This is a genomic window from Enterobacter sp. PGRG2 (genome assembly GCF_030291195.1).
Lineage (GTDB): Bacteria > Pseudomonadota > Gammaproteobacteria > Enterobacterales > Enterobacteriaceae > Enterobacter_D.
Window position 1 is genome coordinate 3,579,236 of sequence record NZ_CP127837.1, and the last position, 22,887, is coordinate 3,602,122.

General features: G+C 56.7%; 25 protein-coding genes and 1 riboswitch. Of the genes, 13 read left to right on the top strand and 12 right to left on the bottom strand.

Features of this window, described 5'->3' with window-relative positions:
- From QRD42_RS15995 to QRD42_RS16005, 3 genes are all read right to left on the bottom strand, one after another.
- Nucleotides 1-447 (bottom strand): YcgN family cysteine cluster protein, encoded by a 447-nt coding sequence (locus QRD42_RS15995; protein WP_318363721.1) that lies wholly within the window; start codon nucleotides 445-447, stop codon nucleotides 1-3.
- A gap of 94 nt (nucleotides 448-541) precedes the next feature.
- Nucleotides 542-1,201, bottom strand: coding sequence for a fumarylacetoacetate hydrolase family protein (locus QRD42_RS16000; protein WP_072568729.1), 660 nt, complete (start codon nucleotides 1,199-1,201; stop codon nucleotides 542-544).
- Nucleotides 1,202-1,238: 37 nt separating this feature from the next.
- On the bottom strand, nucleotides 1,239-1,514 hold the full coding sequence (locus QRD42_RS16005; protein WP_072568730.1) for a YcgL domain-containing protein: 276 nt from the start codon (nucleotides 1,512-1,514) through the stop codon (nucleotides 1,239-1,241).
- 122 nt (nucleotides 1,515-1,636) lie between these two features.
- On the opposite strand from QRD42_RS16005, the gene minC reads away from it, so the two are divergent.
- Genes minC through minE form a run of 3 tightly spaced genes read left to right on the top strand, consistent with a single transcriptional unit; the run spans nucleotide 1,637 to nucleotide 3,444 of the window.
- On the top strand, nucleotides 1,637-2,338 hold the full coding sequence (gene minC / locus QRD42_RS16010; RefSeq protein WP_072568731.1) for a septum site-determining protein MinC: 702 nt from the start codon (nucleotides 1,637-1,639) through the stop codon (nucleotides 2,336-2,338).
- Nucleotides 2,339-2,361: 23 nt separating this feature from the next.
- Entirely contained in the window at nucleotides 2,362-3,174 is an 813-nt protein-coding gene (gene minD / locus QRD42_RS16015) for a septum site-determining protein MinD (RefSeq protein ID WP_072568732.1), read from the top strand.
- A 3-nt stretch (nucleotides 3,175-3,177) separates the two neighbouring features.
- On the top strand, nucleotides 3,178-3,444 hold the full coding sequence (minE, locus tag QRD42_RS16020; protein ID WP_072568733.1) for a cell division topological specificity factor MinE: 267 nt from the start codon (nucleotides 3,178-3,180) through the stop codon (nucleotides 3,442-3,444).
- Between the two features lie 107 nt (nucleotides 3,445-3,551).
- On the opposite strand, the gene rnd is transcribed toward minE, so the two are convergent.
- The 5 genes from rnd to QRD42_RS16045 all read right to left on the bottom strand — a co-directional run bounded on the left by rnd (nucleotide 3,552) and on the right by QRD42_RS16045 (nucleotide 9,933).
- Nucleotides 3,552-4,679: a ribonuclease D gene (rnd, locus tag QRD42_RS16025; RefSeq protein ID WP_318364248.1), complete on the bottom strand. Its 1,128-nt coding sequence runs from the start codon at nucleotides 4,677-4,679 to the stop codon at nucleotides 3,552-3,554.
- Between the two features lie 69 nt (nucleotides 4,680-4,748).
- On the bottom strand, nucleotides 4,749-6,434 hold the full coding sequence (gene fadD, locus QRD42_RS16030) for a long-chain-fatty-acid--CoA ligase FadD (RefSeq protein ID WP_321987606.1): 1,686 nt from the start codon (nucleotides 6,432-6,434) through the stop codon (nucleotides 4,749-4,751).
- 204 nt (nucleotides 6,435-6,638) lie between these two features.
- Nucleotides 6,639-7,220 carry a Slp family lipoprotein gene (locus QRD42_RS16035; RefSeq protein ID WP_318364246.1) on the bottom strand — a complete coding sequence of 194 codons (582 nt, stop codon included), beginning with the start codon at nucleotides 7,218-7,220 and terminating at the stop codon, nucleotides 6,639-6,641.
- 37 nt (nucleotides 7,221-7,257) lie between these two features.
- On the bottom strand, nucleotides 7,258-7,953 hold the full coding sequence (gene tsaB / locus QRD42_RS16040; RefSeq protein ID WP_321987607.1) for a tRNA (adenosine(37)-N6)-threonylcarbamoyltransferase complex dimerization subunit type 1 TsaB: 696 nt from the start codon (nucleotides 7,951-7,953) through the stop codon (nucleotides 7,258-7,260).
- Between the two features lie 54 nt (nucleotides 7,954-8,007).
- On the bottom strand, nucleotides 8,008-9,933 hold the full coding sequence (locus tag QRD42_RS16045) for an ATP-dependent DNA helicase (protein WP_072568738.1): 1,926 nt from the start codon (nucleotides 9,931-9,933) through the stop codon (nucleotides 8,008-8,010).
- Nucleotides 9,934-10,057: 124 nt separating this feature from the next.
- Here QRD42_RS16045 and QRD42_RS16050 point away from each other — a divergent pair, with 124 nt between their 5' ends.
- On the top strand, nucleotides 10,058-10,402 hold the full coding sequence (locus QRD42_RS16050; RefSeq protein ID WP_072568739.1) for a RidA family protein: 345 nt from the start codon (nucleotides 10,058-10,060) through the stop codon (nucleotides 10,400-10,402).
- A gap of 6 nt (nucleotides 10,403-10,408) precedes the next feature.
- On the opposite strand, the gene QRD42_RS16055 is transcribed toward QRD42_RS16050, so the two are convergent.
- Entirely contained in the window at nucleotides 10,409-10,594 is a 186-nt protein-coding gene (locus QRD42_RS16055; RefSeq protein WP_318364244.1) for a YoaH family protein, read from the bottom strand.
- Between the two features lie 82 nt (nucleotides 10,595-10,676).
- On the opposite strand from QRD42_RS16055, the gene pabB reads away from it, so the two are divergent.
- The 4 genes from pabB (at nucleotide 10,677) to QRD42_RS16075 (ending at nucleotide 15,901) form a co-directional block, all read left to right on the top strand.
- A complete protein-coding gene (gene pabB / locus QRD42_RS16060) occupies nucleotides 10,677-12,038 on the top strand; it encodes an aminodeoxychorismate synthase component 1 (RefSeq protein ID WP_321987608.1) in 1,362 nt (453 codons plus the stop codon).
- Between the two features lie 2 nt (nucleotides 12,039-12,040).
- Entirely contained in the window at nucleotides 12,041-12,619 is a 579-nt protein-coding gene (locus tag QRD42_RS16065) for a CoA pyrophosphatase (RefSeq protein WP_072568742.1), read from the top strand.
- A gap of 184 nt (nucleotides 12,620-12,803) precedes the next feature.
- On the top strand, nucleotides 12,804-14,168 hold the full coding sequence (gene sdaA / locus QRD42_RS16070; RefSeq protein ID WP_072568743.1) for an L-serine ammonia-lyase: 1,365 nt from the start codon (nucleotides 12,804-12,806) through the stop codon (nucleotides 14,166-14,168).
- A gap of 134 nt (nucleotides 14,169-14,302) precedes the next feature.
- Nucleotides 14,303-15,901, top strand: coding sequence for an EAL domain-containing protein (locus QRD42_RS16075; RefSeq protein WP_072568744.1), 1,599 nt, complete (start codon nucleotides 14,303-14,305; stop codon nucleotides 15,899-15,901).
- A 2-nt stretch (nucleotides 15,902-15,903) separates the two neighbouring features.
- Here the strand turns inward: QRD42_RS16075 and yoaE are convergent, their stop codons facing one another.
- Together yoaE and QRD42_RS19620 are read right to left on the bottom strand one after the other, a co-directional pair.
- Entirely contained in the window at nucleotides 15,904-17,463 is a 1,560-nt protein-coding gene (yoaE, locus tag QRD42_RS16080) for a CNNM family cation transport protein YoaE (protein ID WP_072568745.1), read from the bottom strand.
- Nucleotides 17,451-17,657, bottom strand: coding sequence for a protein YoaL (locus QRD42_RS19620; protein ID WP_072568746.1), 207 nt, complete (start codon nucleotides 17,655-17,657; stop codon nucleotides 17,451-17,453). The genes yoaE and QRD42_RS19620 overlap by 13 nt, the downstream gene beginning before the upstream one ends.
- 259 nt (nucleotides 17,658-17,916) lie before the next feature.
- On the opposite strand from QRD42_RS19620, the gene manX reads away from it, so the two are divergent.
- The 5 genes from manX to mntP all read left to right on the top strand — a co-directional run bounded on the left by manX (nucleotide 17,917) and on the right by mntP (nucleotide 22,068).
- A complete protein-coding gene (manX, locus tag QRD42_RS16085; protein WP_321987609.1) occupies nucleotides 17,917-18,882 on the top strand; it encodes a PTS mannose transporter subunit IIAB in 966 nt (321 codons plus the stop codon).
- Between the two features lie 59 nt (nucleotides 18,883-18,941).
- Nucleotides 18,942-19,742 (top strand): PTS mannose/fructose/sorbose transporter subunit IIC, encoded by an 801-nt coding sequence (locus QRD42_RS16090; RefSeq protein WP_072568748.1) that lies wholly within the window; start codon nucleotides 18,942-18,944, stop codon nucleotides 19,740-19,742.
- Nucleotides 19,743-19,754: 12 nt separating this feature from the next.
- Nucleotides 19,755-20,606 carry a PTS mannose transporter subunit IID gene (locus QRD42_RS16095; RefSeq protein ID WP_072568749.1) on the top strand — a complete coding sequence of 284 codons (852 nt, stop codon included), beginning with the start codon at nucleotides 19,755-19,757 and terminating at the stop codon, nucleotides 20,604-20,606.
- A gap of 52 nt (nucleotides 20,607-20,658) precedes the next feature.
- Complete coding sequence (locus tag QRD42_RS16100) at nucleotides 20,659-21,117, top strand: DUF986 family protein (RefSeq protein WP_321987610.1); 459 nt, start codon at nucleotides 20,659-20,661, stop codon at nucleotides 21,115-21,117.
- A gap of 197 nt (nucleotides 21,118-21,314) precedes the next feature.
- A riboswitch (yybP-ykoY riboswitch) is annotated at nucleotides 21,315-21,424 on the top strand.
- A gap of 80 nt (nucleotides 21,425-21,504) precedes the next feature.
- Nucleotides 21,505-22,068 carry a manganese efflux pump MntP gene (mntP, locus tag QRD42_RS16105; protein ID WP_318374306.1) on the top strand — a complete coding sequence of 188 codons (564 nt, stop codon included), beginning with the start codon at nucleotides 21,505-21,507 and terminating at the stop codon, nucleotides 22,066-22,068.
- Here mntP and rlmA read toward each other — a convergent pair.
- The gene (gene rlmA / locus QRD42_RS16110) at nucleotides 22,065-22,880 is read right to left on the bottom strand and encodes a 23S rRNA (guanine(745)-N(1))-methyltransferase (protein WP_321987611.1); all 816 of its coding nucleotides are present in this window, start codon (nucleotides 22,878-22,880) and stop codon (nucleotides 22,065-22,067) included. The two genes, mntP and rlmA, sit on opposite strands and share 4 nt — an antisense overlap.
- Between the last annotated feature and the right edge of the window lie 7 nt (nucleotides 22,881-22,887).

Here is a 22,887-nt window from a genome sequence, read left to right on the forward strand (position 1 = left end):
TTAATCCGCCCACTCCGGCTTATTCAATATATGATCCTGCCAGTCATTCACTTCTGACTCTTTAACCGCAATGTGACGCACGGAGATGCGTTCGGCGTGCATTGCGGCTTTCGAGCCGGTGCGCAGCGGGTGCCAGACCGGCAGGTTCTTCCCTTCGGCGAGGAGTCGATAGGCGCAGCTCGGCGGCAGCCACTCGAAGGTCGGCAGGTTATCGCGGGTCAGCTTGATGCAGTCCGGTTCAAATTCGAAACGGCGCTCATAGTTGCGGCACTGACAGGTTTTGATATTCAGTTGGCGACAGGCGACGTTGGTGAAATAGATTTCATCCGTGTCTTCGTCCATCAGTTTATGCAGGCAGCACTGCCCGCAGCCATCACACAGCGATTCCCACTCGGCGTCGGTCATCTGCTCAAGTGTTTTGCTTTGCCAGAAAGGAGTGTCAGTCATAAGCGGATCCGCCAGTAGGAAATCAAGCTGCACCTTATAACCAGTCAGGCTCGTTGATGCAAGCTTTGCCGCCCTTGCGGACGGCATTTCGCATTTAAAGTACGCGGGTATTGATGGTTAACCCGTTGAGGCTCACTTCCAGCGCATCGCCGCTGTGCAGCGGGCCGACGCCTTCCGGCGTGCCGGTGAGGATAATATCCCCGGCGCGTAAGGTGAAAAACCGGCTCATGTAGGCGATGAGCGGCACGATTTTGTGGATCATGTCGGCCGTCGTTCCCTGCTGGCGCACGTCACCGTTTACTTTCAGGCTGAGCGGGGTGTTTTGCGGATCGCCCTGGAATTCTGCCGCCGGGATAAAACCGGAAATCGGGCAGGAATTATCAAAGCCTTTCGCTTTTTCCCACGGCTGCCCCGCTTTCTTCATCTGCCCCTGAATATCACGCAATGTCAGATCGAGCGCCACGCCGTACCCGGCGATCGCCTGTTCGACGTGCGCTTCGCTCGCCTGACGCAGCGTGGCGCCAATCAGCACTGCCAGTTCAACTTCATGATGCACCGATCCCAGTCCCTGCGGCAGCGCCAGCGGCTGGCGCAGATCGCAGAGCGCGGTTTCCGGTTTGATAAACAGCACCGGTTCCGTCGGGGTGGCGCTGCCCATCTCCTGGATGTGCTTTGCGTAATTGCTGCCGACGCAGACAACTTTACTGACCGGCATTTCCAGCAGTGCGCCCTGCCAGTGATGATGTTGATACATGAGTTCCCCCTGAGTAACACCCTGAACGCGTAAGAAATTAACCTTTTCCGTTGCTCGCCAGATGTTGTTTCAGCAAATCTTCCGGCGGCGGTGGCAACTGCAAATAATAGCCCTGCGTCTTCAGCGCCTCTTTCACTTTTTCCAGATCGGCGTTGACCAGTTTTTTACGCCCGTCGAGGGGTAAGAGCATCGCCAGTTGCGGTTTACCGAACCCCTGCATCAGGGCTTCAGGCACGCGGGAAAAATCGTCTTTTTTTTCAACGTAAAGGTAGGTCTGTTCACGCCGTGGGCTTTTGTAGATCACACAAAACATTCTTTTGCTCTTATTTGTCGGGAGGTCACTTGCCTCAATATAATCCTGACTATAACATGCCTTCTGGTCTTCGGAATATTACCCGCAGTACGGGTGATAATAGCAAATTGAGTAAGGTCAGGATGTCAAACACGCCCATCGAGCTAAAAGGCAGTAGCTTCACCTTATCAGTGGTTCATTTGCATGATGCAAAGCCCGAGGTTATTCGTCAGGCGTTGAAAGACAAAATCGCTCAGGCTCCCGCGTTTTTACAACATGCGCCGGTTGTGATTAACGTCGCTGATGTGGAAGGCAATATTTCCTGGGCCACGCTGCAAAAGGTGATCGCCAGTACCGGTTTGCGCGTGGTGGGGATCAGCGGCTGCAAAGATGCCGCCCTGAAAGCCGAAATCGAACAAGCAGGCCTGCCGTTACTGACGGAAGGCAAGGAGCAGGCGGTACGTCAGGCCCCTGCCCCCGTTGCAGTGGTGGAAGAACCTGCTGTTGCGCCCCACACCATTTCACGGTTGATAGATACGCCGGTGCGTTCCGGGCAACGTATTTATGCACCTAACTCTGATTTGATTGTTACCAGTCATGTCAGCGCAGGTGCAGAACTGATTGCCGATGGCAATATTCATATCTACGGCATGATGCGTGGACGCGCGCTGGCAGGTGCCAGCGGCGATCGTGAGGCGCAAATTTTCTGTACCCATCTCACCGCGGAACTGGTTTCTATCGCGGGGGAATACTGGCTGAGCGAGAACATCCCGGCCGAATTTTATGGCAAAGCGGCGCGTCTGTTGATTGCAGATAACGCTTTGACTGTTCAACCATTGAACTAAGCCCTTTTTAACAAGGAACTCCTATGGCACGCATTATTGTTGTTACTTCGGGTAAAGGGGGCGTCGGCAAGACCACCTCCAGCGCGGCCATCGCGACAGGTTTAGCCCAGAAGGGAAAGAAAACCGTCGTTATCGATTTTGATATCGGCCTGCGTAACCTTGATTTGATCATGGGTTGCGAACGCCGCGTTGTATACGATTTCGTTAACGTTATTCAGGGCGATGCGACGTTAAATCAGGCACTTATCAAGGATAAGCGTACTGAAAACCTGTTCATCCTGCCGGCATCGCAGACGCGTGATAAAGACGCGCTGACCCGTGAAGGCGTGGAAAAAGTGCTCGACGATCTGCAGAAAATGGACTTCGATTTTATCGTCTGTGATTCACCGGCAGGTATCGAAACCGGCGCGCTGATGGCGCTTTATTTCGCTGATGAAGCCATTATCACCACCAACCCGGAAGTCTCTTCCGTGCGCGACTCTGACCGTATTCTGGGCATTCTGGCGTCAAAATCGCGCCGTGCGGAACAGGGCAAGGAGCCAATCAAGGAGCATTTGTTGCTGACCCGCTACAATCCGGGCCGCGTCAGCAAAGGCGATATGTTGAGCATGGAAGACGTGCTGGAAATTCTGCGTATCAAGCTGGTTGGCGTGATCCCGGAAGACCAGTCGGTGCTGCGCGCCTCCAACCAGGGCGAGCCGGTGATCCTGGATGCCGCGTCAGACGCGGGCAAGGCCTATGCAGATACGGTGGAACGTCTGTTGGGAGAAGATCGTCCTTTCCGCTTCATAGAAGAAGAGAAGAAAGGTTTCCTCAAACGCCTGTTCGGAGGATAAATTATGGCTTTACTCGACTTTTTTCTCTCACGAAAGAAAAGTACCGCCAACATCGCGAAAGAACGTTTACAGATTATCGTTGCCGAGCGTCGCCGTAGCGATGCTGAACCTCACTACTTACCGCAGCTGAGAAAGGACATTCTCGAAGTCATTTGCCGCTATGTGCAGATCGATCCGGAAATGGTCTCGGTGCAACTGGAACAGCGTGATGGCGATATTTCTATTCTGGAGCTGAACGTGACGCTACCGGAAACAGAAGACAGTAAATAAATCTCTCTTACTGGTTAAAATATCAGAGATAAAAAAGGCAGCCTTAACGCTGCCTTTTTATTTATCTGCCAAAAAACCCTGTAATTAATTACAGGGGTAATGAAAGATCACCGCGGATATTCTTTTAGCAGCACGTTAAGTTTTGGCGCCATTAAATCGCCGCGCCAGCCGGAAATTAATTCAGGCTGCACGCTTTGCGGTTTTAACTGCCAGTGCCAGTTGAGCAGCTGATTAATCTGGCGACGGGAAGCCAGCAGTTCGGCGCTGACGCCGCTTTCCGTACTGACCTCCTGTACCAGCGCTTTGATGGCTTTAAACGCCTTGCGGTAGCCCGGCATATCCACCAGATTCACCAGCGGCTCAGGCAGCGCCTCCTCCGGCAATTCCTGCGCTTTCGCCACCAGCGCCAGCAGGGTTTTACCGTGGAAGCGGATCTCGCTGCCTGACAAGCCAATGCTGTCCAGCTCGCCCATGCTACCGGGCATATAACGCGCCACGGCCCACAGGTGCTCTTCACGTACCACGAAGTTTACCGCCAGATCGCGCTCACGCGCTTTACGCAGACGCCAGTCCGCCAGCAGACGCAGACAGGCCAGCTGACGGGTGCGCAGCTGCCAGGCGTTGCTGATGTCGCGCCATGCCTCCTCAGGGGCCAGCACTTCCTGGCGGCGCTGCTGCATCAGGCGGCACTCGTCCAGCGCGGCGGGCAGCCAGCCTGCGGTTTCGGCTTCCGCCATCAGTTTGTGGGCGATGGGTAACAGGTACCAGACATCCGCCGCCGCATAGATGCACTGACGCTCCGTTAACGGACGCGCCAGCCAGTCAGTGCGGGATTCGCTTTTATCCAGCGCCGTGCCGGTATACTCCTCTACCATCGCGGCAAAGCCCCATGACATCGGGCGTCCGCTGAAGGCAGCGAGGATCTGCGTGTCGATCAGCGGTTCCGGCAGTTCGCCAAAGACGTTGAGGAACACTTCCAGATCTTCGCTACCCGCATGCAGGAATTTGGTGATGCTGCGATCCTGTAACAGCGCGCGGAACGGCGTCCAGTCGGTGATGGTCAGCGGATCGATCAGCGATACCTGCTCGCCGTCAAACACCTGGATCAGGCCAAGCTGCGGATAGTAGGTACGGGTACGGACAAATTCGGTATCAAGGGCGATAGCGGGAAACGCGCGCGCGGCGTCGCTCATGGCGGCCAGCGCGTCGTTGGTGGTGATCATCTGGTAATTCAAATCGGGTTCTCTCAGGTTTGCGCCCATAAAAAACGCCGGCTAACCGGCGTCGGGCGACTTACTCAAAGCTCAGACTTTATTGTCCACTTTGGCGCGGGCTTCGTCACGCAATTCTCGTCGCAAAATCTTGCCAACGTTGGATTTCGGCAGTTCATCGCGGAATTCCACCAGTTTTGGCACTTTGTAGCCGGTAAGCTGACGACGGCAGAAGGTTATCAGCGCCTCACCGGTGAGCGCCGGATCTTTCCTGACCACAAAGAGTTTGACCGTTTCACCGCTGTTGCCGGAGGGTACTCCCACCGCCGCCACTTCCAGCACGCCGGGATGCTGCATGACCACGTCTTCAATTTCGTTAGGGTAAACGTTGAAGCCGGAGACCAGGATCATATCTTTTTTACGATCGACAATACGCAGGAAGCCTTCGTCGTCCATCACCGCAATGTCGCCGGTGAGTAACCAGCCGTCTTTGAGGATCTGATCGGTATCGGCAGGACGCTGCCAGTAACCAAGCATCACCTGCGGGCCTTTAATGCACAGCTCGCCAGGCTGACCGTGCTCGACTTCGTTGCCTTCATCGTCGATCAGTTTGGCTTCGGTGGACGGCACCGGCAGACCAATGCTGCCGCTGTGATAGTCAATATCGTGCGGGTTGACGCTCACCAGCGGCGAGCACTCGGTCAGCCCGTAGCCTTCAAGCAGGTATTGTCCGGTCAGCTTCACCCAGCGCTCGGCCACCGCCTGTTGTACCGGCATGCCGCCGCCCGCGGAGAGATGCAGTGAGGAGAAGTCCAGCTGCTGGAACTCTTTGTTATTGAGCAGCGCGTTAAACAGCGTATTGACGCCGGTCATCGCGGTGAAAGGATATTTCGCCAGCTCTTTCACCAGCCCCGGAATATCACGCGGGTTGGTGATCAGCAGGTTCTGGCCGCCCAGCTCGATAAACAGCAGGCAGTTCATGGTCAGCGCAAAGATGTGGTAGAGCGGCAGCGCGGTCACCACCAGCTCTTTACCGCGATGCAGCAGCGGGCCGTAGGTGGCATTCACCTGTTCGAGGTTGGCGAGCATATTGCGGTGCGTCAGCATTGCGCCTTTCGCCACGCCGGTGGTGCCGCCGGTGTACTGTAAAAACGCCAGATCGTCAGTCACTACTTCCGGCTTGATGTACTGCATCCGGTAGCCGTTGTGCAGCGCCTGACGAAACGAAATCGCATCCGGCAGGTGATATTTCGGCACCAGCTTTTTGATGTATTTGACCACGAAGTTCACCAGCGTGCCCTTCGCCGGGGAGAGCTGATCGCCCATACGCGTCAGGATCACGTGCTGAACCTGGGTTTTTTCCACCACTTTTTCCAGCGTGTGGGCAAAGTTGGAGACGATAACAATCGCCGCCGCGCCGCTGTCATTAAGCTGATGCTCCAGCTCGCGCGGGGTGTACAGCGGGTTAACGTTCACCACCACCATACCGGCGCGCAGAATGCCGAACAGCGCCACCGGATATTGCAGCAGGTTAGGCATCATCAGCGCCACGCGATCGCCCTTCTTCAGCCCCAGCCCCTGCTGGAGATAGGCGGCAAACGCCCGGCTACGCTCTTCGAGTTTGCGGAAGGTCATCACCTCCCCCATATTCACGAAGGCAGGTTGATCGGCATAACGCGCCGTAGAGTGTTCAAACAGCTCTAGCAGTGACTGGTAGCGGTCGGGGTTGATCTCTGCTGGCACATCGGCGGGATAACGGTTAAGCCAAACCTTCTTCAATGCATCACCTCTGAAATGAGTATTTGTCGTCATCGCAACCCCGGATAATAAACAAGTCGTTAACATTATATTAACTCAGCGTACCAGTTTAATAATTAAACGGATTTAAGGTTGCGAAGCGCGTCACTATTTATTTTTCTTATGATCCTGAAAACGCAGAAACAGCGGACCGGCCGCTGTTTCTTTTGTTTCATTAACAGGAGTTTACTCGGTTACTATGGTCTGAACCTGCGCCGGCCCGGGATTGTACCAGCCGCCATAGCCGTAGCGCCACGGGTGAGGCCCTGGACCCCAGAACCACGGGTCGATGGGCTGCGGCGGCATCATCACCTGCTGGGTAATACGCCAGCGTTTATAGCCGTTCGCCTGCATCACCATATATTTATACGGCGTGTCGCCGACTTTGCCTTCGGCGGTGCCGGTAATCGGCCCGACGACGGTGACCAGCTGACCGCGGAAGTCGACCGGATCGAGGAAGCCGCTGACATCGGCATAAATACGTCCGCGTGACGGCTCGCCCAGCACCGGACGGGCAGCGCTGTCCAGCGGCACGGCGGCGATCTCAAGGCGGGTTTTGCCCTGCTCGTTTTTCACGTCGATCACTTTGCCGCCAAAACGCGCTTCCTGGCCCACATAGAGCTGCGGCGCGTTCATCACCCGCACCAGATCCTGCTGCGGCGTCGGGCTGGTGCCCTTAATGGCATCCGGTACGCTGACGCAACCGCTCAGGGCGACGGCCACCAGCGCGGCGACCGCGCCGCGTACAACTCGTTTATTCAGTGCCATGTTGCGACTCCCGTTATGAACATCCTGTATCTAAGATTCACTCGCGGCCAGGAAGTTTCTTCCATGCCACTTCGTTTCGCAAATAAACAGGTTCGGCGGTATCGGCGGTCACGGTGTTGCCCGCCGCCAGCAGCTGGCAGGCCAGCGGTAGCATATCTTCAGCTGCCGGCAGCAGAATGTCGCCGTCCGTCAGCGTGAGATCGCAGCCTTGCGCCAGATCCGGCCAGGCGGGCCAGCCGGTGCCCACGGTAGCCCAGGCGCCGTCCAGCTGCGCCAGACGCGCACGCACGGCTTCCGGTTTCAGGACGGCTTCCGTCTCTTCGCCGTGCCAGACGCCCTGCGCATCGCGCTCGTACTGCGCCCAGTAGACTTCACCCATGCGGGCGTCGATGGCAGCCAGCACGCGGGTGGCCCCGGTTTTACGGTAAGCGCCCTGCGCCATGGTGGCGAGGGTGGAGACGCCGATCATCGGCAGCTCTGCCCCCAGCGCCAGCCCCTGGGCAATGCCGATGCCGATACGCACGCCGGTGAAACTTCCTGGTCCGCGGCCAAAGGCCAGCGCGTCAAGATCGCGCAGCGTCACGCCGCCTTCGTTCAGGATCTGCTGAACCAGCGGCAGAATGCGCTGAGTGTGCTCACGCGGGCAGAGTTCAAAATGGGCATGGGTGGTGTCGTTTTGCTGTAGCGCAACTGAACAGGCTTCAGTTGCGGTATCGATAGCCAGAATTCGCATGGGTCTTCGCGCGCTCTCTTTAATAAATGGCGCGCATAATATCACAGACTGCGATTACTGTGTCGGCGGGACGGCGAGAAAGCGCACGGCGCGGGAGATGTCGCGGGTGCGCGGCGTCGGCGGCAGGCTGGCGAGGAAGGTCGCGCCATAGGGCCGCATCACCAGCCGGTTATCGCAGATCACCAGCACGCCGCGATCGTCAATATCGCGGATCAGGCGGCCGACGCCCTGTTTCAGGGTGATCACCGCATCCGGCAGCTGGACTTCATCGAAGGGATCGCCGCCGCGCAGACGGCAGTCTTCCATGCGCGCTTTCAGCAGCGGATCGTCCGGGGAAGTAAACGGCAGTTTGTCGATGATCACCAGCGACAGCGTGTCGCCACGCACGTCCACCCCTTCCCAGAAACTGCTGGTCGCCACCAGCAGCGCATTACCGGCGGTGACGAACTGCTGCAACAGCTGCCCTTTGCTGGTTTCGCCCTGCAACAGCACCGGCAGCGTCAGGGTGGCGCGGAACTGTTCCGCCAGATCGCGCATCATGGCGTGTGAGGTGCAGAGCATAAAGCAGCGGCCATTGTTCGCTTCGATCAATGGCCGCAGCATCGCCGCCAGTTGCCGCGCCGCGCCCGGTTGATTGGTCTGCGGCAGATTGCGCGGTACGCACAGCAGCGCCTGACGGGCATAGTCAAACGGGCTCGGCAGCAGCAGCGAGTGCGCCTCTTCAATGCCCAGCCGGGCGGTGAAGTGGTGCAGATCATCATTCACCGACAGGGTGGCGGAGGTAAAGACCCAGCTGCCCGGCTTCTGCGCCATCACTTCTTTGAATTTATCGGCTACCGACAGCGGCGTCAGCGCGAGGGTGAAGTGCCGCGAGGTACATTCGTACCAGTAGCTGTAGCCGGGCTGGTTGATCTCTTTCAGGCGTTTTAAGCGCGCGCGGTACAGGGTGGCGCGTTCAAAGGCGGCATCCAGCAGGGCTGAACGCCCGAGGGAGAGTTTTGCCACGTCGTAGCACAGCTCAAGGGTGTCATCGAGCAGCAAAAAAGCGCGCTGAATGTGGCTGTCCGCCAGCAGTTCGCGCAGATTCCCGCGATAGCCCGGCTCGCCGAGCTGCAACCGAAAATCCTGGGCGCTCTGCGCCAGCCGGTCGGCGCATTTTTGCAGCTGCTGGGTGTCGCGCAGTTCGGTGCGATAGGCGATGGTGAAATCTTTTGCCAGGTCGAGCAGCTGACGGCTGGAAAGGGACTGACCAAAATACTGGCTGGCGATATCCGGCAACTGGTGCGCTTCGTCGAAAATCATCACCTCGGCTTCGGGGATCAGTTCGCCAAAGCCGCTGTCTTTCACCACCATATCCGCCAGGAACAGGTGATGGTTAACCACCACCACGTCGGCATCCATGGCTTTTTTACGCGCCTTCACCACAAAACAGTCTTTGTACTGCGGGCAGTCGCTGCCGAGGCAGTTATCGTTGGTGCTGGTGACCAGCGGCCAGGCGGGAGAGTCTTCCGCCACGCTGGCGCAGGTGCTGATATCGCCGTCGACGGTCTGGTTTGACCATGAGCGCAGCAGAATAACGTCGCTCAGGGTCTGCACGGGTAGATCGCCCCCCGCCAGCGCCTGCTGTTCCAGACGTTCGATGCACAGATAGTTGGAGCGGCCTTTCAGCAGCGCCAGTTTCCCGCTGTACTCCAGCGCGCGGGAGACGGTGGGCAAATCGCGGCTGTAGAGCTGATCCTGGAGCGCTTTCGATCCGGTAGAGATAATGACTTTTTTCCCGGCGCGCAGCGCGGGGGCAAGATAGGCGTATGTTTTCCCGGTGCCGGTTCCCGCTTCCACCACCAGCGGCTGCGTTTTCGCGATGGCCTCAGCCACAGCCTGCGCCATCTGCCGCTGCGGTTCACGCGGGTTAAATCCCGGTATCGCTTTTGCTAACTGACCGTCGATCGCAAAATCGTCCGTCTCACTGTTTTTCGCCACACTACCCCCTGGTTAAATCGCCAGTGATTATGTCAGGGGCGATGGCTTTTAGCCAGCCGAAGTCGTGACAGGGTAAAAACTCTGTGGCAGTCTTGGCGCGCCAATGAAAAATAAGGAGATGGTCATGACAATCGTGCGAATTGATGCCGCAGCCCGCTGGTCTGATGCGGTGATCCACAATCAGACGCTGTACTACACCGGCGTGCCGGAGAATTTGCAGGCGGATGCCTTTGAACAAACCGCCAACACGTTGGCGCAGATTGATGCGATGCTGATAAGCCAGGGCAGCGACAAATCACGCATTCTGGACGCCACCATTTTTCTGGCGGACAGTAAGGATTTTGCGGCAATGAATAAGGCGTGGGATGCGTGGGTGGTTGCGGGTCATGCGCCGGTGCGCTGTACAGTGCAGGCCACGCTGATGAACCCGCAATATAAAGTGGAAATTAAAATTATCGCCGCCGTTTAAAGGCGATTATTCTTCCTCATCTTCTTCGTCAAAGCGTGCCAGAACCCGTTCGCCTTTATGGCTGGCGCGCAGTTCCGCAGCAACCAGGGCAATGGCTTCGCCGCTGCTCATGCCTTCAGCCATCAACGTATGAATGCGATCGACGGCCTCTTGTTGTTGCTCGTGCGTAAGGGAAGGTAAACCTGCAAACATAGTGAACTCCTGCTAAATTGTTCGCGCTGATCAAACATGCTACCCCATAAGCCGGTTACCGGATAGCAAAGAGTCTGGATTAATGAAGACGTTATCACCCGCCGTTATTTCGCTGCCGTGGCGCCCCGACGCTGCCAGCCACTGGTTTACCCCACTCAACACGCAGCCATGGGCCATGCTGTTGCATTCCGGCCATGCGGAGCATGCCCATAACCGTTTTGATATTCTGGTGGCGCAGCCCTGCTGCACGCTGGTGACGCACGGCGACAATACCACCGTGACCCGCGAGGGTGTCAGTACAGCCTCCACAGCGGATCCGCTGGCGCTGTTACAGTCTGAGCTGGACGCCATGCAGCTTGCCCCGCCCTGCGATCCTGATTTGCCGTTTACCGGCGGCGCGCTGGGTCTGTTTGGTTATGACCTGGGTCGCCGCTTTGAAACGCTGCCATCGCAGGCCGAACAGGATCTTCCCCTGCCGGATTTGGCCGTCGGGCTGTACGACTGGGCGCTGATTGTCGATCATCATCAGCAAAAAGTCACCCTGCTCAGCTATGGCGATATAGCGCAACGTCTGGCCTGGCTGGAAGCGCAGCGGGCCGAAGAGACGCAATCGTTTAGCTTAACCTCGCCCTGGCGCTCAAATATAACCCGCGAGCAGTATGGCGAGAAGTTTCGCGCGGTGCAGGCGTTTTTACACAGCGGCGACTGCTATCAGGTTAACCTTGCCCAGCGCTTTCAGGCACATTACCGCGGCGATGAGTGGCAGGCGTTTATGCAGCTGAACCGCGCCAACCGTGCGCCGTTCAGTGCGTTTCTGCGTCTGCCGCAGGGGGCGGTGCTCAGCCTGTCGCCGGAGCGCTTTATTCAGCTGGCTAACGGCACCATCCAGACCCGCCCCATCAAAGGTACGCTGCCGCGGTTGAGCGATGCGCAGGCGGATGCTCATCAGGCCGCGCGGCTGGCGCAGTCGCCCAAAGATCGCGCCGAAAACCTGATGATTGTCGATCTGATGCGCAACGATCTGGGCCGCGTCGCCGAACCGGGATCCGTACGCGTGCCGGAGCTATTCGTCGTCGAGCCGTTCCCGGCAGTGCATCATCTGGTGAGCACCATTACTGCCCGCCTCCCCGCCTCACGCAACGCCTGCGATGTGCTGCGCGCAGCCTTTCCGGGCGGCTCGATCACCGGCGCGCCGAAAGTGCGGGCGATGGAAATTATCGATGCGCTGGAGCCGCACCGCCGTAACGCCTGGTGCGGCAGCATCGGCTATATCAGTCTGTGCGGCAATATGGACACCAGCATCACTATTCGCACCCTGAGCGCCTGTAACGGGCAGCTATACTGTTCGGCGGGCGGCGGCATCGTCGCCGACAGCGAGGAGCAGGCGGAATATCAGGAAACCTTTGATAAGGTTAATCGTATTCTGCATCAACTGGAGAGCTGATTTTGGATTTACAGGCGTTGACACTGGATGATTTTCTATCGCGATTTCAACTTTTACGTCCGCAGGCGAGCCGCGCGTCGCTGAATGCCAGGCAGGCGGCGGTGCTGATCCCGGTGGTTCGCCGGGAACAGCCCGGTCTGTTGCTGACCCAGCGTTCGGCGCAGTTGCGTAAACATGCCGGTCAGGTGGCCTTCCCCGGCGGCGCGGTGGACAGCAGCGATGCGTCGCTCATCGCCGCCGCCCTGCGTGAGGCGCAGGAAGAAGTGGCGATCCCGCCGGAGACGGTGGAGGTGATCGGCGTGCTGCCGCCGGTGGACAGCGTGACGGGATTTCAGGTGACGCCGGTGGTCGGCATTATCCCCCCTGACCTGCACTATCACGCCAGTGAAGATGAAGTGGCGGCGGTTTTTGAGATGCCGCTGGCGGAAGCTCTGCGTCTGGGGCGCTATCATCCTTTAGACATCCATCGTCGCGGCAACGATCACCGCGTATGGCTGTCGTGGTATGAGCACTATTTCGTCTGGGGGATGACGGCGGGTATCATTCGTGAACTGGCGTTGCAGATTGGCATCAAACCCTGAATATTCTTTATGCAATAACCCTTCTGCCAGGAGTGGGATCCGCGTCTCGCCATTAGAAAATTAATGTTCACGCATTAATTTAATTCATGCGAATACTCCAGCCGATCCCGCAGTTCCCTCATACACTATGCGCAATTATTACATCGTTATCGGAAAGTCCGGTAACCCTGTCAGGAGTGTTAATGTGATTAGTCTATTCGACATGTTTAAGGTGGGGATTGGTCCCTCATCTTCCCACACTGTAGGCCCGATGAAGGCCGGCAAACAGTTCGTCGATGACCTGGTCGAAAAGGGATTGCTTGAGAGCGTAACCCGCGTGGCGGTTGACGTGTACGGTTCGCTGTCACTGACCGGTAAAGGTCACCATACGGACATCGCCATTATTATGGGTCTGGCGGGCAATGCGCCGGCCACCGTCGATATTGACGCCATTCCGGCGTTTATCCGCGACGTTGAAACCCGCGGTCGTCTGCTGCTGGCGCAGGGTCGTCATGAGGTGGATTTCCCGAAAGATAACGGCATGCGCTTCCAGAGCAATAACCTGCCGCTGCATGAAAACGCCATGCAGATCCATGCCTATAACGGCGACACCACCGTTTACAGCAAAACCTACTATTCCATCGGCGGCGGTTTTATCGTCGACGAAGAGCATTTCGGCAAAGAAGCCAGCAATGAAGTGAGCGTGCCTTATCCGTTCACCTCGGCAAAAGAGATGCTTGATTACTGCCATGAAACCGGCCTGTCGTTATCTGGCATGGTAATGCAGAACGAACTGGCGCTGCACAGCAAGCAGGAGATCGAAGATTACTTCGCTGATGTCTGGCAGACCATGCGCGCCTGTATCGATCGCGGCATGAACACCGAAGGCGTGCTGCCTGGCCCGCTGCGCGTGCCGCGTCGCGCCTCGGCGCTGCGCCGCCTGCTGGTGGCCAGCGATAAGCTGTCCAGCGATCCGATGAACGTTATCGACTGGGTGAATATGTTTGCCCTGGCGGTAAACGAAGAAAACGCCGCTGGCGGCCGTGTGGTCACAGCGCCCACTAACGGCGCATGCGGTATCGTTCCGGCGGTGCTGGCCTACTACGATCACTTTATTGAGCCGGTGACGCCGGATATTTATATCCGTTACTTTATGGCGTCCGGTGCGATCGGCGCGCTGTACAAGATGAATGCCTCTATTTCCGGCGCGGAAGTGGGCTGTCAGGGCGAAGTGGGCGTGGCCTGTTCAATGGCGGCGGCCGGTCTGGCGGAACTGCTGGGCGCAAGCCCGGAGCAGGTGTGCGTGGCGGCCGAAATCGGCATGGAGCATAACCTGGGTCTGACCTGCGATCCGGTGGCCGGTCAGGTACAGGTGCCGTGCATTGAGCGTAACGCCATCGCCTCGGTGAAAGCGATCAACGCTTCACGCATGGCGATGCGCCGTACCAGCGCGCCGCGCGTGTCGCTGGATAAGGTTATTGAAACCATGTACGAAACCGGTAAAGACATGAACGCCAAATACCGCGAAACCTCCCGCGGTGGTCTGGCAATCAAGGTGCAGTGCGACTAATACTTCTCATAGCCCTTCTGCGACAGAAGGGCTAAATCTCCTCCAATTCTCGTCCGATTATTTTTTCCACACTACACTTGCTGTGGTGCCGTTGCCTTTTGCGATCAACGGTATACTTACCGGACGATGACTTCATGCAGACTGCGCAACGGATCATTAGCGACTACCGGCGAAAACGCATTATCGTCTGCGTGCTTGCGGCCGTTTCCATGCTGCTGTTGACCCTCGGCGCGCGATTTATTTCGGAGCGGAATTTAAATCAGCAGCGTCTGTTATCTTTCACTTCTCATGCTGTTTCCTCACTGGAAAAAGTACTCTCCGCCCTTGAACGCGGGCGTCCCCTGCTGTTGCCGCTGGTAGGTAAACCCTGCGACGACGTGCATCTGGCGCTGCGTATTGAAGCGGCTTCTTTGCAGACTATCCGCTCCATTGGCCTGGTGGAGAACGGGATGCTGTACTGTTCAAGCATTTTTGGTTTTCGCAATGTGCAGGTGCGTCAACTTCAGCCTTTGCTGCCCGCCAGCGAAGCACAGCTGATCCTGTCCACCGATAAATCGTTACTTAAAGGCAGCCCGATACTGATCCAATGGTTTCCTTCTGCGCAAGGGGATGACAGCGGGGTGATGACCATTGTCAATATTACGCTGCTGACCGACCTGATGCTGGAACCGCAAAAACCGCTGATCACCGGCGCCAGTCTGTCGGTCAATAACCGGCATCTACTGTATGGCGGTGGGGTGGCGGACGCCCTGCCCGCGCTGACGGATGAAAAACGCTTTTCGCAAACGTCACAGCGCTACCCTTTTACGGTTAACGTCCGCGGGCCGGGCGCAACGGAGCTGGCGCTGCGGCATCTGCCCTCCCAGTTTCCGCTGGCGCTGCTGCTGAGCCTGCTGGTGGGTTATATCGCGTGGGTGGCGACCGCCAGCCGCATGAGCTTTGCGTGGGAGATCCATATGGGGCTGGCGGAAAATGAGTTTGAGCTGTTTTGTCAGCCGTTGCTGGACGCACAATCCCAGCAGTGCGTGGGAGTGGAAATTCTGCTGCGCTGGAATAATCGCCGTCAGGGCTGGATCTCGCCGGATGTGTTTATTCCTATCGCCGAAAACCAGGGTTTGATCGCCCCGCTGACGCGCTACGTGCTGACGGAAACCCATCGCCAGCTCGCCCTCTTCCCGCCCTCGCCGCACTTTCATATCGGCATTAACGTCGCCGCCAGCCATTTCGGCCACGGAGAGCTGATTGCCGATCTGAACCAGCACTGGTTTAACATCCGTCCGGTGCAGCAGCTGGTGATAGAACTCACCGAGAGGGACAGCCTGAGCGAGGCGGATTTCCGCATGGTGCGTGAACTGCATCGTATGGGCGTGAAAGTGGCGATTGATGATTTTGGCACCGGCAACACGTCCCTCTCGTGGCTGGAAAAGCTAAGCCCGGACATTCTTAAGATCGACAAATCCTATATTGCGGCCATTGGTACGGATGCGGTGAATTCGACGGTGACGGATATGATCATTGCGCTGGGCAAACGTCTTGCGCTGGAAATGGTGGCAGAGGGGGTGGAAACCCCGCTGCAGGCGGCACATCTGCGCCAGCGCGGGGTGCATGTGTTACAGGGGTTTCTCTATGCGAAGCCGATGCCGCTGAAAGATTTCCCCGGCTGGCTGGCGGGAAGTACCCCGCCGCCAGCCCGGCATAACGGGCGGATGATGCCGTCAATGCCGTTACAGTAGCCTTACTCTTCTTCGTCGTGCTCCGGACGCTCTTTAACAACCCGAACCAGATCGACCCGGTAGTCGTTGGCTTCCAGCACGGTAATGGTCAGCGGCGCCAGTTGCAGCACGTCACCCGCGCGTGGGATCTGACCGTTAATGGCGATCACCAGACCGGCAACGGTCGCGATATCTTCGCTGTCGTTAACCAGGTTATCCAGCCCCAGCGCATGTTGCAGGGCGTGCAGATCGGTGGTGCCTTTTACCAGCCAGCCGTCGGCATCGGCGATGATTTCCGGCGTTTCGTCGGCATCCGGGAATTCACCGGCAATAGCTTCCAGCACGTCGAGCGGCGTCACCAGGCCCTGCACCACACCAAATTCGTTGGTGACGATAACAAAGCTGCCGCGGGCGCGGCGCAGCACGCCAAGCAGTTTGATCGGATCCAGGGTTTCCGGCACCACAATCGCCGGGGACGCGGACGCTATCGCCGCCACATCGCCGCCCTCTTCCAGCGCTACCAGCATCTCTTTGGCGCGCACGATACCGATCACTTCATCCAGCTCGCCACGGCAGACCGGGAACAGGCTGTGCGGCGACGAGAGCAATTGCTGACGGATAGTGTCCTTATCCAGGCTGGCATCCACCCAACTGATGTCGCCGCGCGGCGTCATAATGCTGCGCAGCGAGCGCGACGCCAGCGTCAGTACGCCGTTGATCATATAACGCTCTTCATCGGCGAAGGCCCCTTCCGGCACCTGCACCGGCGCTTCGCTGTCCGGCTCATGCTGTTGATTATCTTTGCGGCGACCGCCCATCAGACGCAGAATGGCGTCCGCGGTACGGGCACGCAGCGGCAGCGTTGACTGATGGCGAATAAAGTTGCGGCGAGCAATCTGGTTAAAGAACTCAATAATGATTGAGAAACCAATCGCGGCATACAGGTAGCCTTTCGGAATATGAAAGCCGAAGCCTTCCGCCACCAGACTCAGACCAATCATCAACAGGAAGCTCAGACAGAGCACCACCACCGTCGGATGCTGATTGACGAATCGCGTCAACGGTTTTGAAGCCAGCAGCATCACCGCCATGGCGATCACTACCGCCGCCATCATGACCGGCAGATGGTTCACCATACCGACCGCCGTGATCACCGCATCGAGTGAGAAGACCGCATCAAGGATGACGATCTGTACCACCACGACCCAGAAGCTGGCATAGCCTTTCGTCTGTCCGGTGTCATGTTCACGGTTTTCAAGTCGCTCGTGTAATTCTGTTGTCGCTTTGAACAGCAAGAATAGTCCCCCGAGCAGCATGATTAAGTCACGGCCGGAGAAGCTTAAATCCATCACGGTAAACAGCGGCTTTGTCAGCGTTACCATCCACGAGATCACCGACAGCAGGCCGAGTCGCATGATCAGCGCCAGTGACAGGCCGATCAGACGGGCTTTATCACGCTGTTTAGGCGGGAGTTTATCCGCAAGGATGGCAATGAACACCAGGTTATCGATACCGAGAACGATTTCAAGAACAACAAGCGTCAACAACCCCACCCAGATCGAGGGGTCCATTAAGAATTCCATGACAGGCTCCTGTTTACGGAATGGCAAAACGGTGCGTTAAGCACAGGCGTGATGACAGCAGATGAAAATGAAAGGTGGCGGAAAACGCCGGATTGCGAGGCACGAAACGGCCAATGGGTTAACTGACGTCGGTGACGGTCCATACACGGGGCTACTGCCCTATACTCCTTGATAATTAAACGGATGGTAAACATAGCAGAGAGAATTAATGTTTTGCAAAGATTTACCGGAATTTGCAATTGGAATTTTGTGGTTATTTCGCGGGCCGAAATTTCTGATCGACGAAAGCTAAATTACGGATGCGCATCACAAAAATTATTTTTTCGATGTCTAAAATAATTCACGGAAGTTTTAACTTTTCTTTCAAACCCTTATCTGAATCGATTCGCTGGTAAAGATTGATTCACAACACATCTGTTACAGAGGTGTTAACGATAATAACGGAGGTAGCAAGTGACCATTGCTATTGTAATAGGCACACATGGCTGGGCTGCAGAACAATTGCTCAAAACAGCCGAAATGCTGTTGGGTGAGCAGGAAAACATCGGCTGGATCGATTTCGTTCCCGGCGAGAACGCCGAAACGCTCATCGAAAAATACAACGCCCGGCTGGCAAATCTCGACACCAGTCAAGGGGTGCTGTTTCTCGTCGATACATGGGGTGGCAGTCCGTTTAACGCCGCAAGTCGAATTGTCGTCGATAAAGAGCATTATGAGGTGGTTGCTGGCGTCAACATTCCGATGCTGGTTGAAACGCTCATGGGGCGTGATGACGATCCGAGTTTTGACGATTTGGTCGCCGTGGCGGTTGAGGCGGGACGTGAGGGGGTGAAAGCCCTGAAGGCAAAAGCGCCGGAAGCGGTAACGCCTGCGCCTGCTGCTGCGGCAAAACCCGCCGCACCGGTTAAGCCCATGGGCGCAGATGATTACATGGTGATCGGCCTTGCGCGTATCGATGACCGTTTGATCCACGGCCAGGTGGCAACACGCTGGACCAAAGAAACCAACGTGCAGCGCATTATCGTGGTCAGCGACGAAGTGGCCGCTGATACCGTGCGTAAAACGTTGCTGACGCAGGTTGCGCCGCCCGGCGTGACGGCGCACGTGGTGGATGTCGCTAAGATGATCCGCGTTTATAACAACCCGAAATACGCGGGTGAACGCATCATGCTGCTGTTTACCAACCCTACCGATGTTGAACGTCTGGTGGAGGCCGGGGTGAAGATCACCTCCGTCAATATCGGCGGTATGGCTTATCGTCAGGGCAAAACCCAGGTAAACAACGCCGTTTCGGTGGATGAGCAGGATATTGAGGCCTTCAAAAAACTCAATGCCCGCGGTATTGAACTGGAAGTCCGTAAAGTCTCAAACGATCCGAAACTGAAAATGATGGACTTGATCAGCAAAGTGGCGAAGTAGCCGGCACGAGCTGATTTACTCAGTTTTCACAACTACGTCTTAGTTATAGGAGAAGTACAATGGAGATCACCCTTCTTCAGATTGTGCTGGTGTTTGTCGTGGCCTGTATCGCCGGTATGGAGTCGGTACTGGATGAATTTCAGTTCCACCGTCCGCTGGTGGCCTGTACGTTAATTGGCATGGTGCTGGGTGATATGCAAAAAGGCATCATCATCGGCGGTACCCTGGAAATGATCGCCCTCGGCTGGATGAACATCGGGGCCGCCGTGGCGCCGGATGCCGCGCTGGCGTCGATCATCTCCACCGTGCTGGTCATTGCCGGAGGCCAGAGCATCGGCGCCGGGATCGCGCTGGCTATTCCGCTGGCGGCGGCAGGCCAGGTGTTAACCATCATCGTTCGTACCATTACCGTGGCATTCCAGCACGCGGCGGATAAGGCGGCCGACAACGGCAACCTTACGGCGCTGTCCTGGATCCACGTTTCTTCTCTGTTCCTGCAGGCGATGCGTATTGCGATCCCGGCCGTCATCGTTGCGGTTTCTGTGGGCACCAGCGAAGTGCAGAATATGCTTAACGCCATTCCTGAAGTAGTAACCAGCGGTCTGAACATCGCCGGGGGCATGATCGTGGTAGTGGGTTATGCGATGGTCATCAACATGATGCGCGCGGGCTACCTGATGCCGTTCTTCTACCTGGGCTTCGTCACTGCCGCCTTCACCAACTTCAACCTGGTGGCGCTGGGCGTGATTGGCGCCGTAATGGCCATCCTTTATATCCAGCTGAGCCCGAAATACAACCGTTCAGCAGGTGGCCCGGTACCGGCCGCGGGTGCAAACGATCTTGATAACGAACTGGACTAGCAGGTGAGCGACATGGTTGATATGACAAAAACTACCGCAGTGAAAAAACTCACTCCGGGTGATATTCGTGGCGTGTTCATTCGTTCAAACCTGTTCCAGGGGTCGTGGAACTTCGAACGTATGCAGGCGCTGGGTTTCTGCTTCTCAATGGTACCGGCGATCAAACGCCTCTATCCGGAAAACAACGAAGCGCGCCGCCAGGCCATTAAGCGCCATCTGGAGTTCTTCAACACCCATCCTTACGTGGCGGCTCCGGTACTGGGCGTGACGCTGGCGATGGAAGAGCAGCGTGCTAACGGCGCGGAGATCGACGACGGCGCCATCAACGGGATCAAGGTTGGTCTGATGGGGCCGCTGGCAGGCGTGGGTGACCCGATTTTCTGGGGTACGGTGCGTCCAGTGTTTGCGGCGCTGGGTGCCGGGATCGCGATGAGCGGTTCTCTGCTCGGGCCGCTGCTGTTCTTCATCCTGTTTAACGCCGTGCGCCTGGCAACCCGTTACTACGGTGTGGCCTACGGCTACCGTAAAGGCGTGGACATCGTTAAAGACATGGGCGGCGGCTTCCTGCAAAAACTGACCGAGGGGGCGTCAATTCTCGGCCTGTTTGTTATGGGGGCGCTGGTTAACAAGTGGACGCACGTGAATATCCCGCTGGTGGTGTCGGAAATTACCGACCAGACCGGGAAAACCAACGTCACCACCGTACAGACCATCCTCGATCAGCTGATGCCGGGGCTGGTGCCGCTGCTGCTGACCTTCGCCTGTATGTGGCTGCTGCGTAAGAAAGTGAACCCGCTGTGGATCATCGTCGGCTTCTTTGTTATCGGTATTGCCGGTTACGCTGTTGGCCTGCTGGGTCTGTAAAAGTTAGTTATTGCGCCGGGGCCTTTGCCCCGGCTTTTTTTCGGGAGGATGAATGACGATCACGGATATCGTGTTGATTTTGTTTGTTGCTGTACTGCTGGCTTACGCACTCTATGATGAATTCATCATGCCCCGCCGCCATGGTCAAACGCTGCTCAGCGTCCCCCTGTTGCGCCGCAGCCGGGTCGATGGCTTCATTTTCGCCGGGTTGCTGGTGATCCTTATTTATAACAACGTGACCAATAATGGTGCTGTTTTAACCACATGGTTATTATGTGCTCTGGCGCTGATGGCTATTTATCTGTTCTGGGTTCGCGCGCCGAAAATCATCTTCAAACAGGATGGCTTTTTCTTCGCCAATGTCTGGATTGCTTATAACCGCATTAAAGAGATGAATTTATCTGAAGATGGTGTGCTGGTGATGCAATTAGAGCAGCGCCGTCTGCTTATCCGGGTGCGAAATATCGACGACCTGGAAAAGATCTACAAAGTTATGGTTAAAACTCAATGAGTTAAAATATAGCGAAGGCTATATTTCTGCACATAAAATCGCCGCAGTTATAGCCACTGCTATATTATTTTCTACGGAATAACTTATATTTTTTAACCTGATTATTACCAATAAAGACAAATGCAAATCGTTATCAGCCTGACAAAAAAGTAATGAATTTCTGTGATTGTTCTCACCTTGCGAAATATGGTAAGGTTGCGCCCGTCGTTGGGGAGTAGCCGATTTCCATTCACCCCGGAAATGTGCGCGTCAACATACTCGTTGAAAAACGTGGCGCGTACGAATCAAATCGCATAGACGTTTGATTAGGCGAGACCATTGACACATCAACTGCTGATTACTGGGGGCAGTGATGTGTTATATGGATACCCCGGTCAGGACGCTCTTATGAATTTATCTGCCACTCTCCTGCTCGCTTTTGGCATGTCGATGGATGCCTTCGCCGCTTCCATCGGGAAAGGCGCTACCCTGCACAAACCCAAATTCTCCGAGGCCCTGCGCACCGGTCTGATCTTTGGCGCGATTGAAACCCTGACGCCGCTGATAGGCTGGGGACTGGGCATGCTCGCCAGCCAGTTCGTGCTGGAGTGGAATCACTGGATCGCCTTTTTGCTGCTGGTTTTTCTCGGCGGACGAATGGTGCTGGAAGGGGTACGGGGAAATGATGATGAAGATACGCCCCTGCAGCGTCACGGCTTCTGGCTGCTGGTGACAACCGCGATTGCCACCAGCCTGGATGCCATGGCGGTTGGCGTCGGGCTGGCCTTCCTGCAGGTCAATATTATCACCACCGCGCTCACCATTGGCTGCGCGACCCTGGTGATGTCGACGCTCGGGATCATGATTGGCCGCTTTATAGGCCCGCTGTTAGGAAAACGGGCTGAAATTCTCGGCGGGATCGTGCTGATCGGTATTGGCTCGCAGATCCTCTGGAGCCACTTCGCCGGTTAAGGATCACGCTGCCAGCACTGGATGCTGAAATCCGTCTGACAGCTGAACTGCGCCATATCCGCCAGCGCTTCCCATACCTCCGGTTTCGCCCGCCACGCGAAGGGCGTCATCTGCAACAGCGCCACCGCTTCCGCCCCGCTCAGGGTCATGCTGTATCCCAGCGCATGCTGCTCTGCCAGCGTAAAACCTTCAATCTGCTCGCGTTGCGGCGCGTGAAGCTGAACTTCATCGTAGATCAGCCCTTTCAGCTCCTGTAAGTGATGCGGGCCGGGAGCGGCGGTGATCACCCAGCCACCGGCTTTCACTACCCTTGCCAGCTCCTGCGCTTTGCAGGGCGCATAAATGCGTACAATCGCATCCAGCGTACTGGCTTCAAACGGCAGCCGGTGGCTTGACGCCACACAGAAAATTACCTGCGGATAACGCTTTGCCGCGGCGCGTATTGCGGGCTTTGACACATCCAGCCCGAAAGTCTGCGCCCCGTGCTGCGCGGCGATCTGCGCGAACGCATCGGTGTAATAGCCTTCGCCACAGCCAATATCCAGCAGCGCACTGGCCTGCGCCGGTAAACGGGCGTCCAGTTGCTCGCAGATAGCATCCCGTAATGGCTGATAGTGCCCCGCATCCAGAAAGGCGCGGCGCGCCTGCATCATCTCTGCGCTGTCCCCCGGCTCGCGGGAGCGTTTATGCTGAACGGGCAGCAAATTGACGTAGCCCTCTTTCGCCAGATCAAACTGATGCCGTTGCGGGCAGACGAGGCTATTTTCCTGACGGCGCAACGGCGCATGGCAAAGGGGGCAACTGAAGGACATATCAACT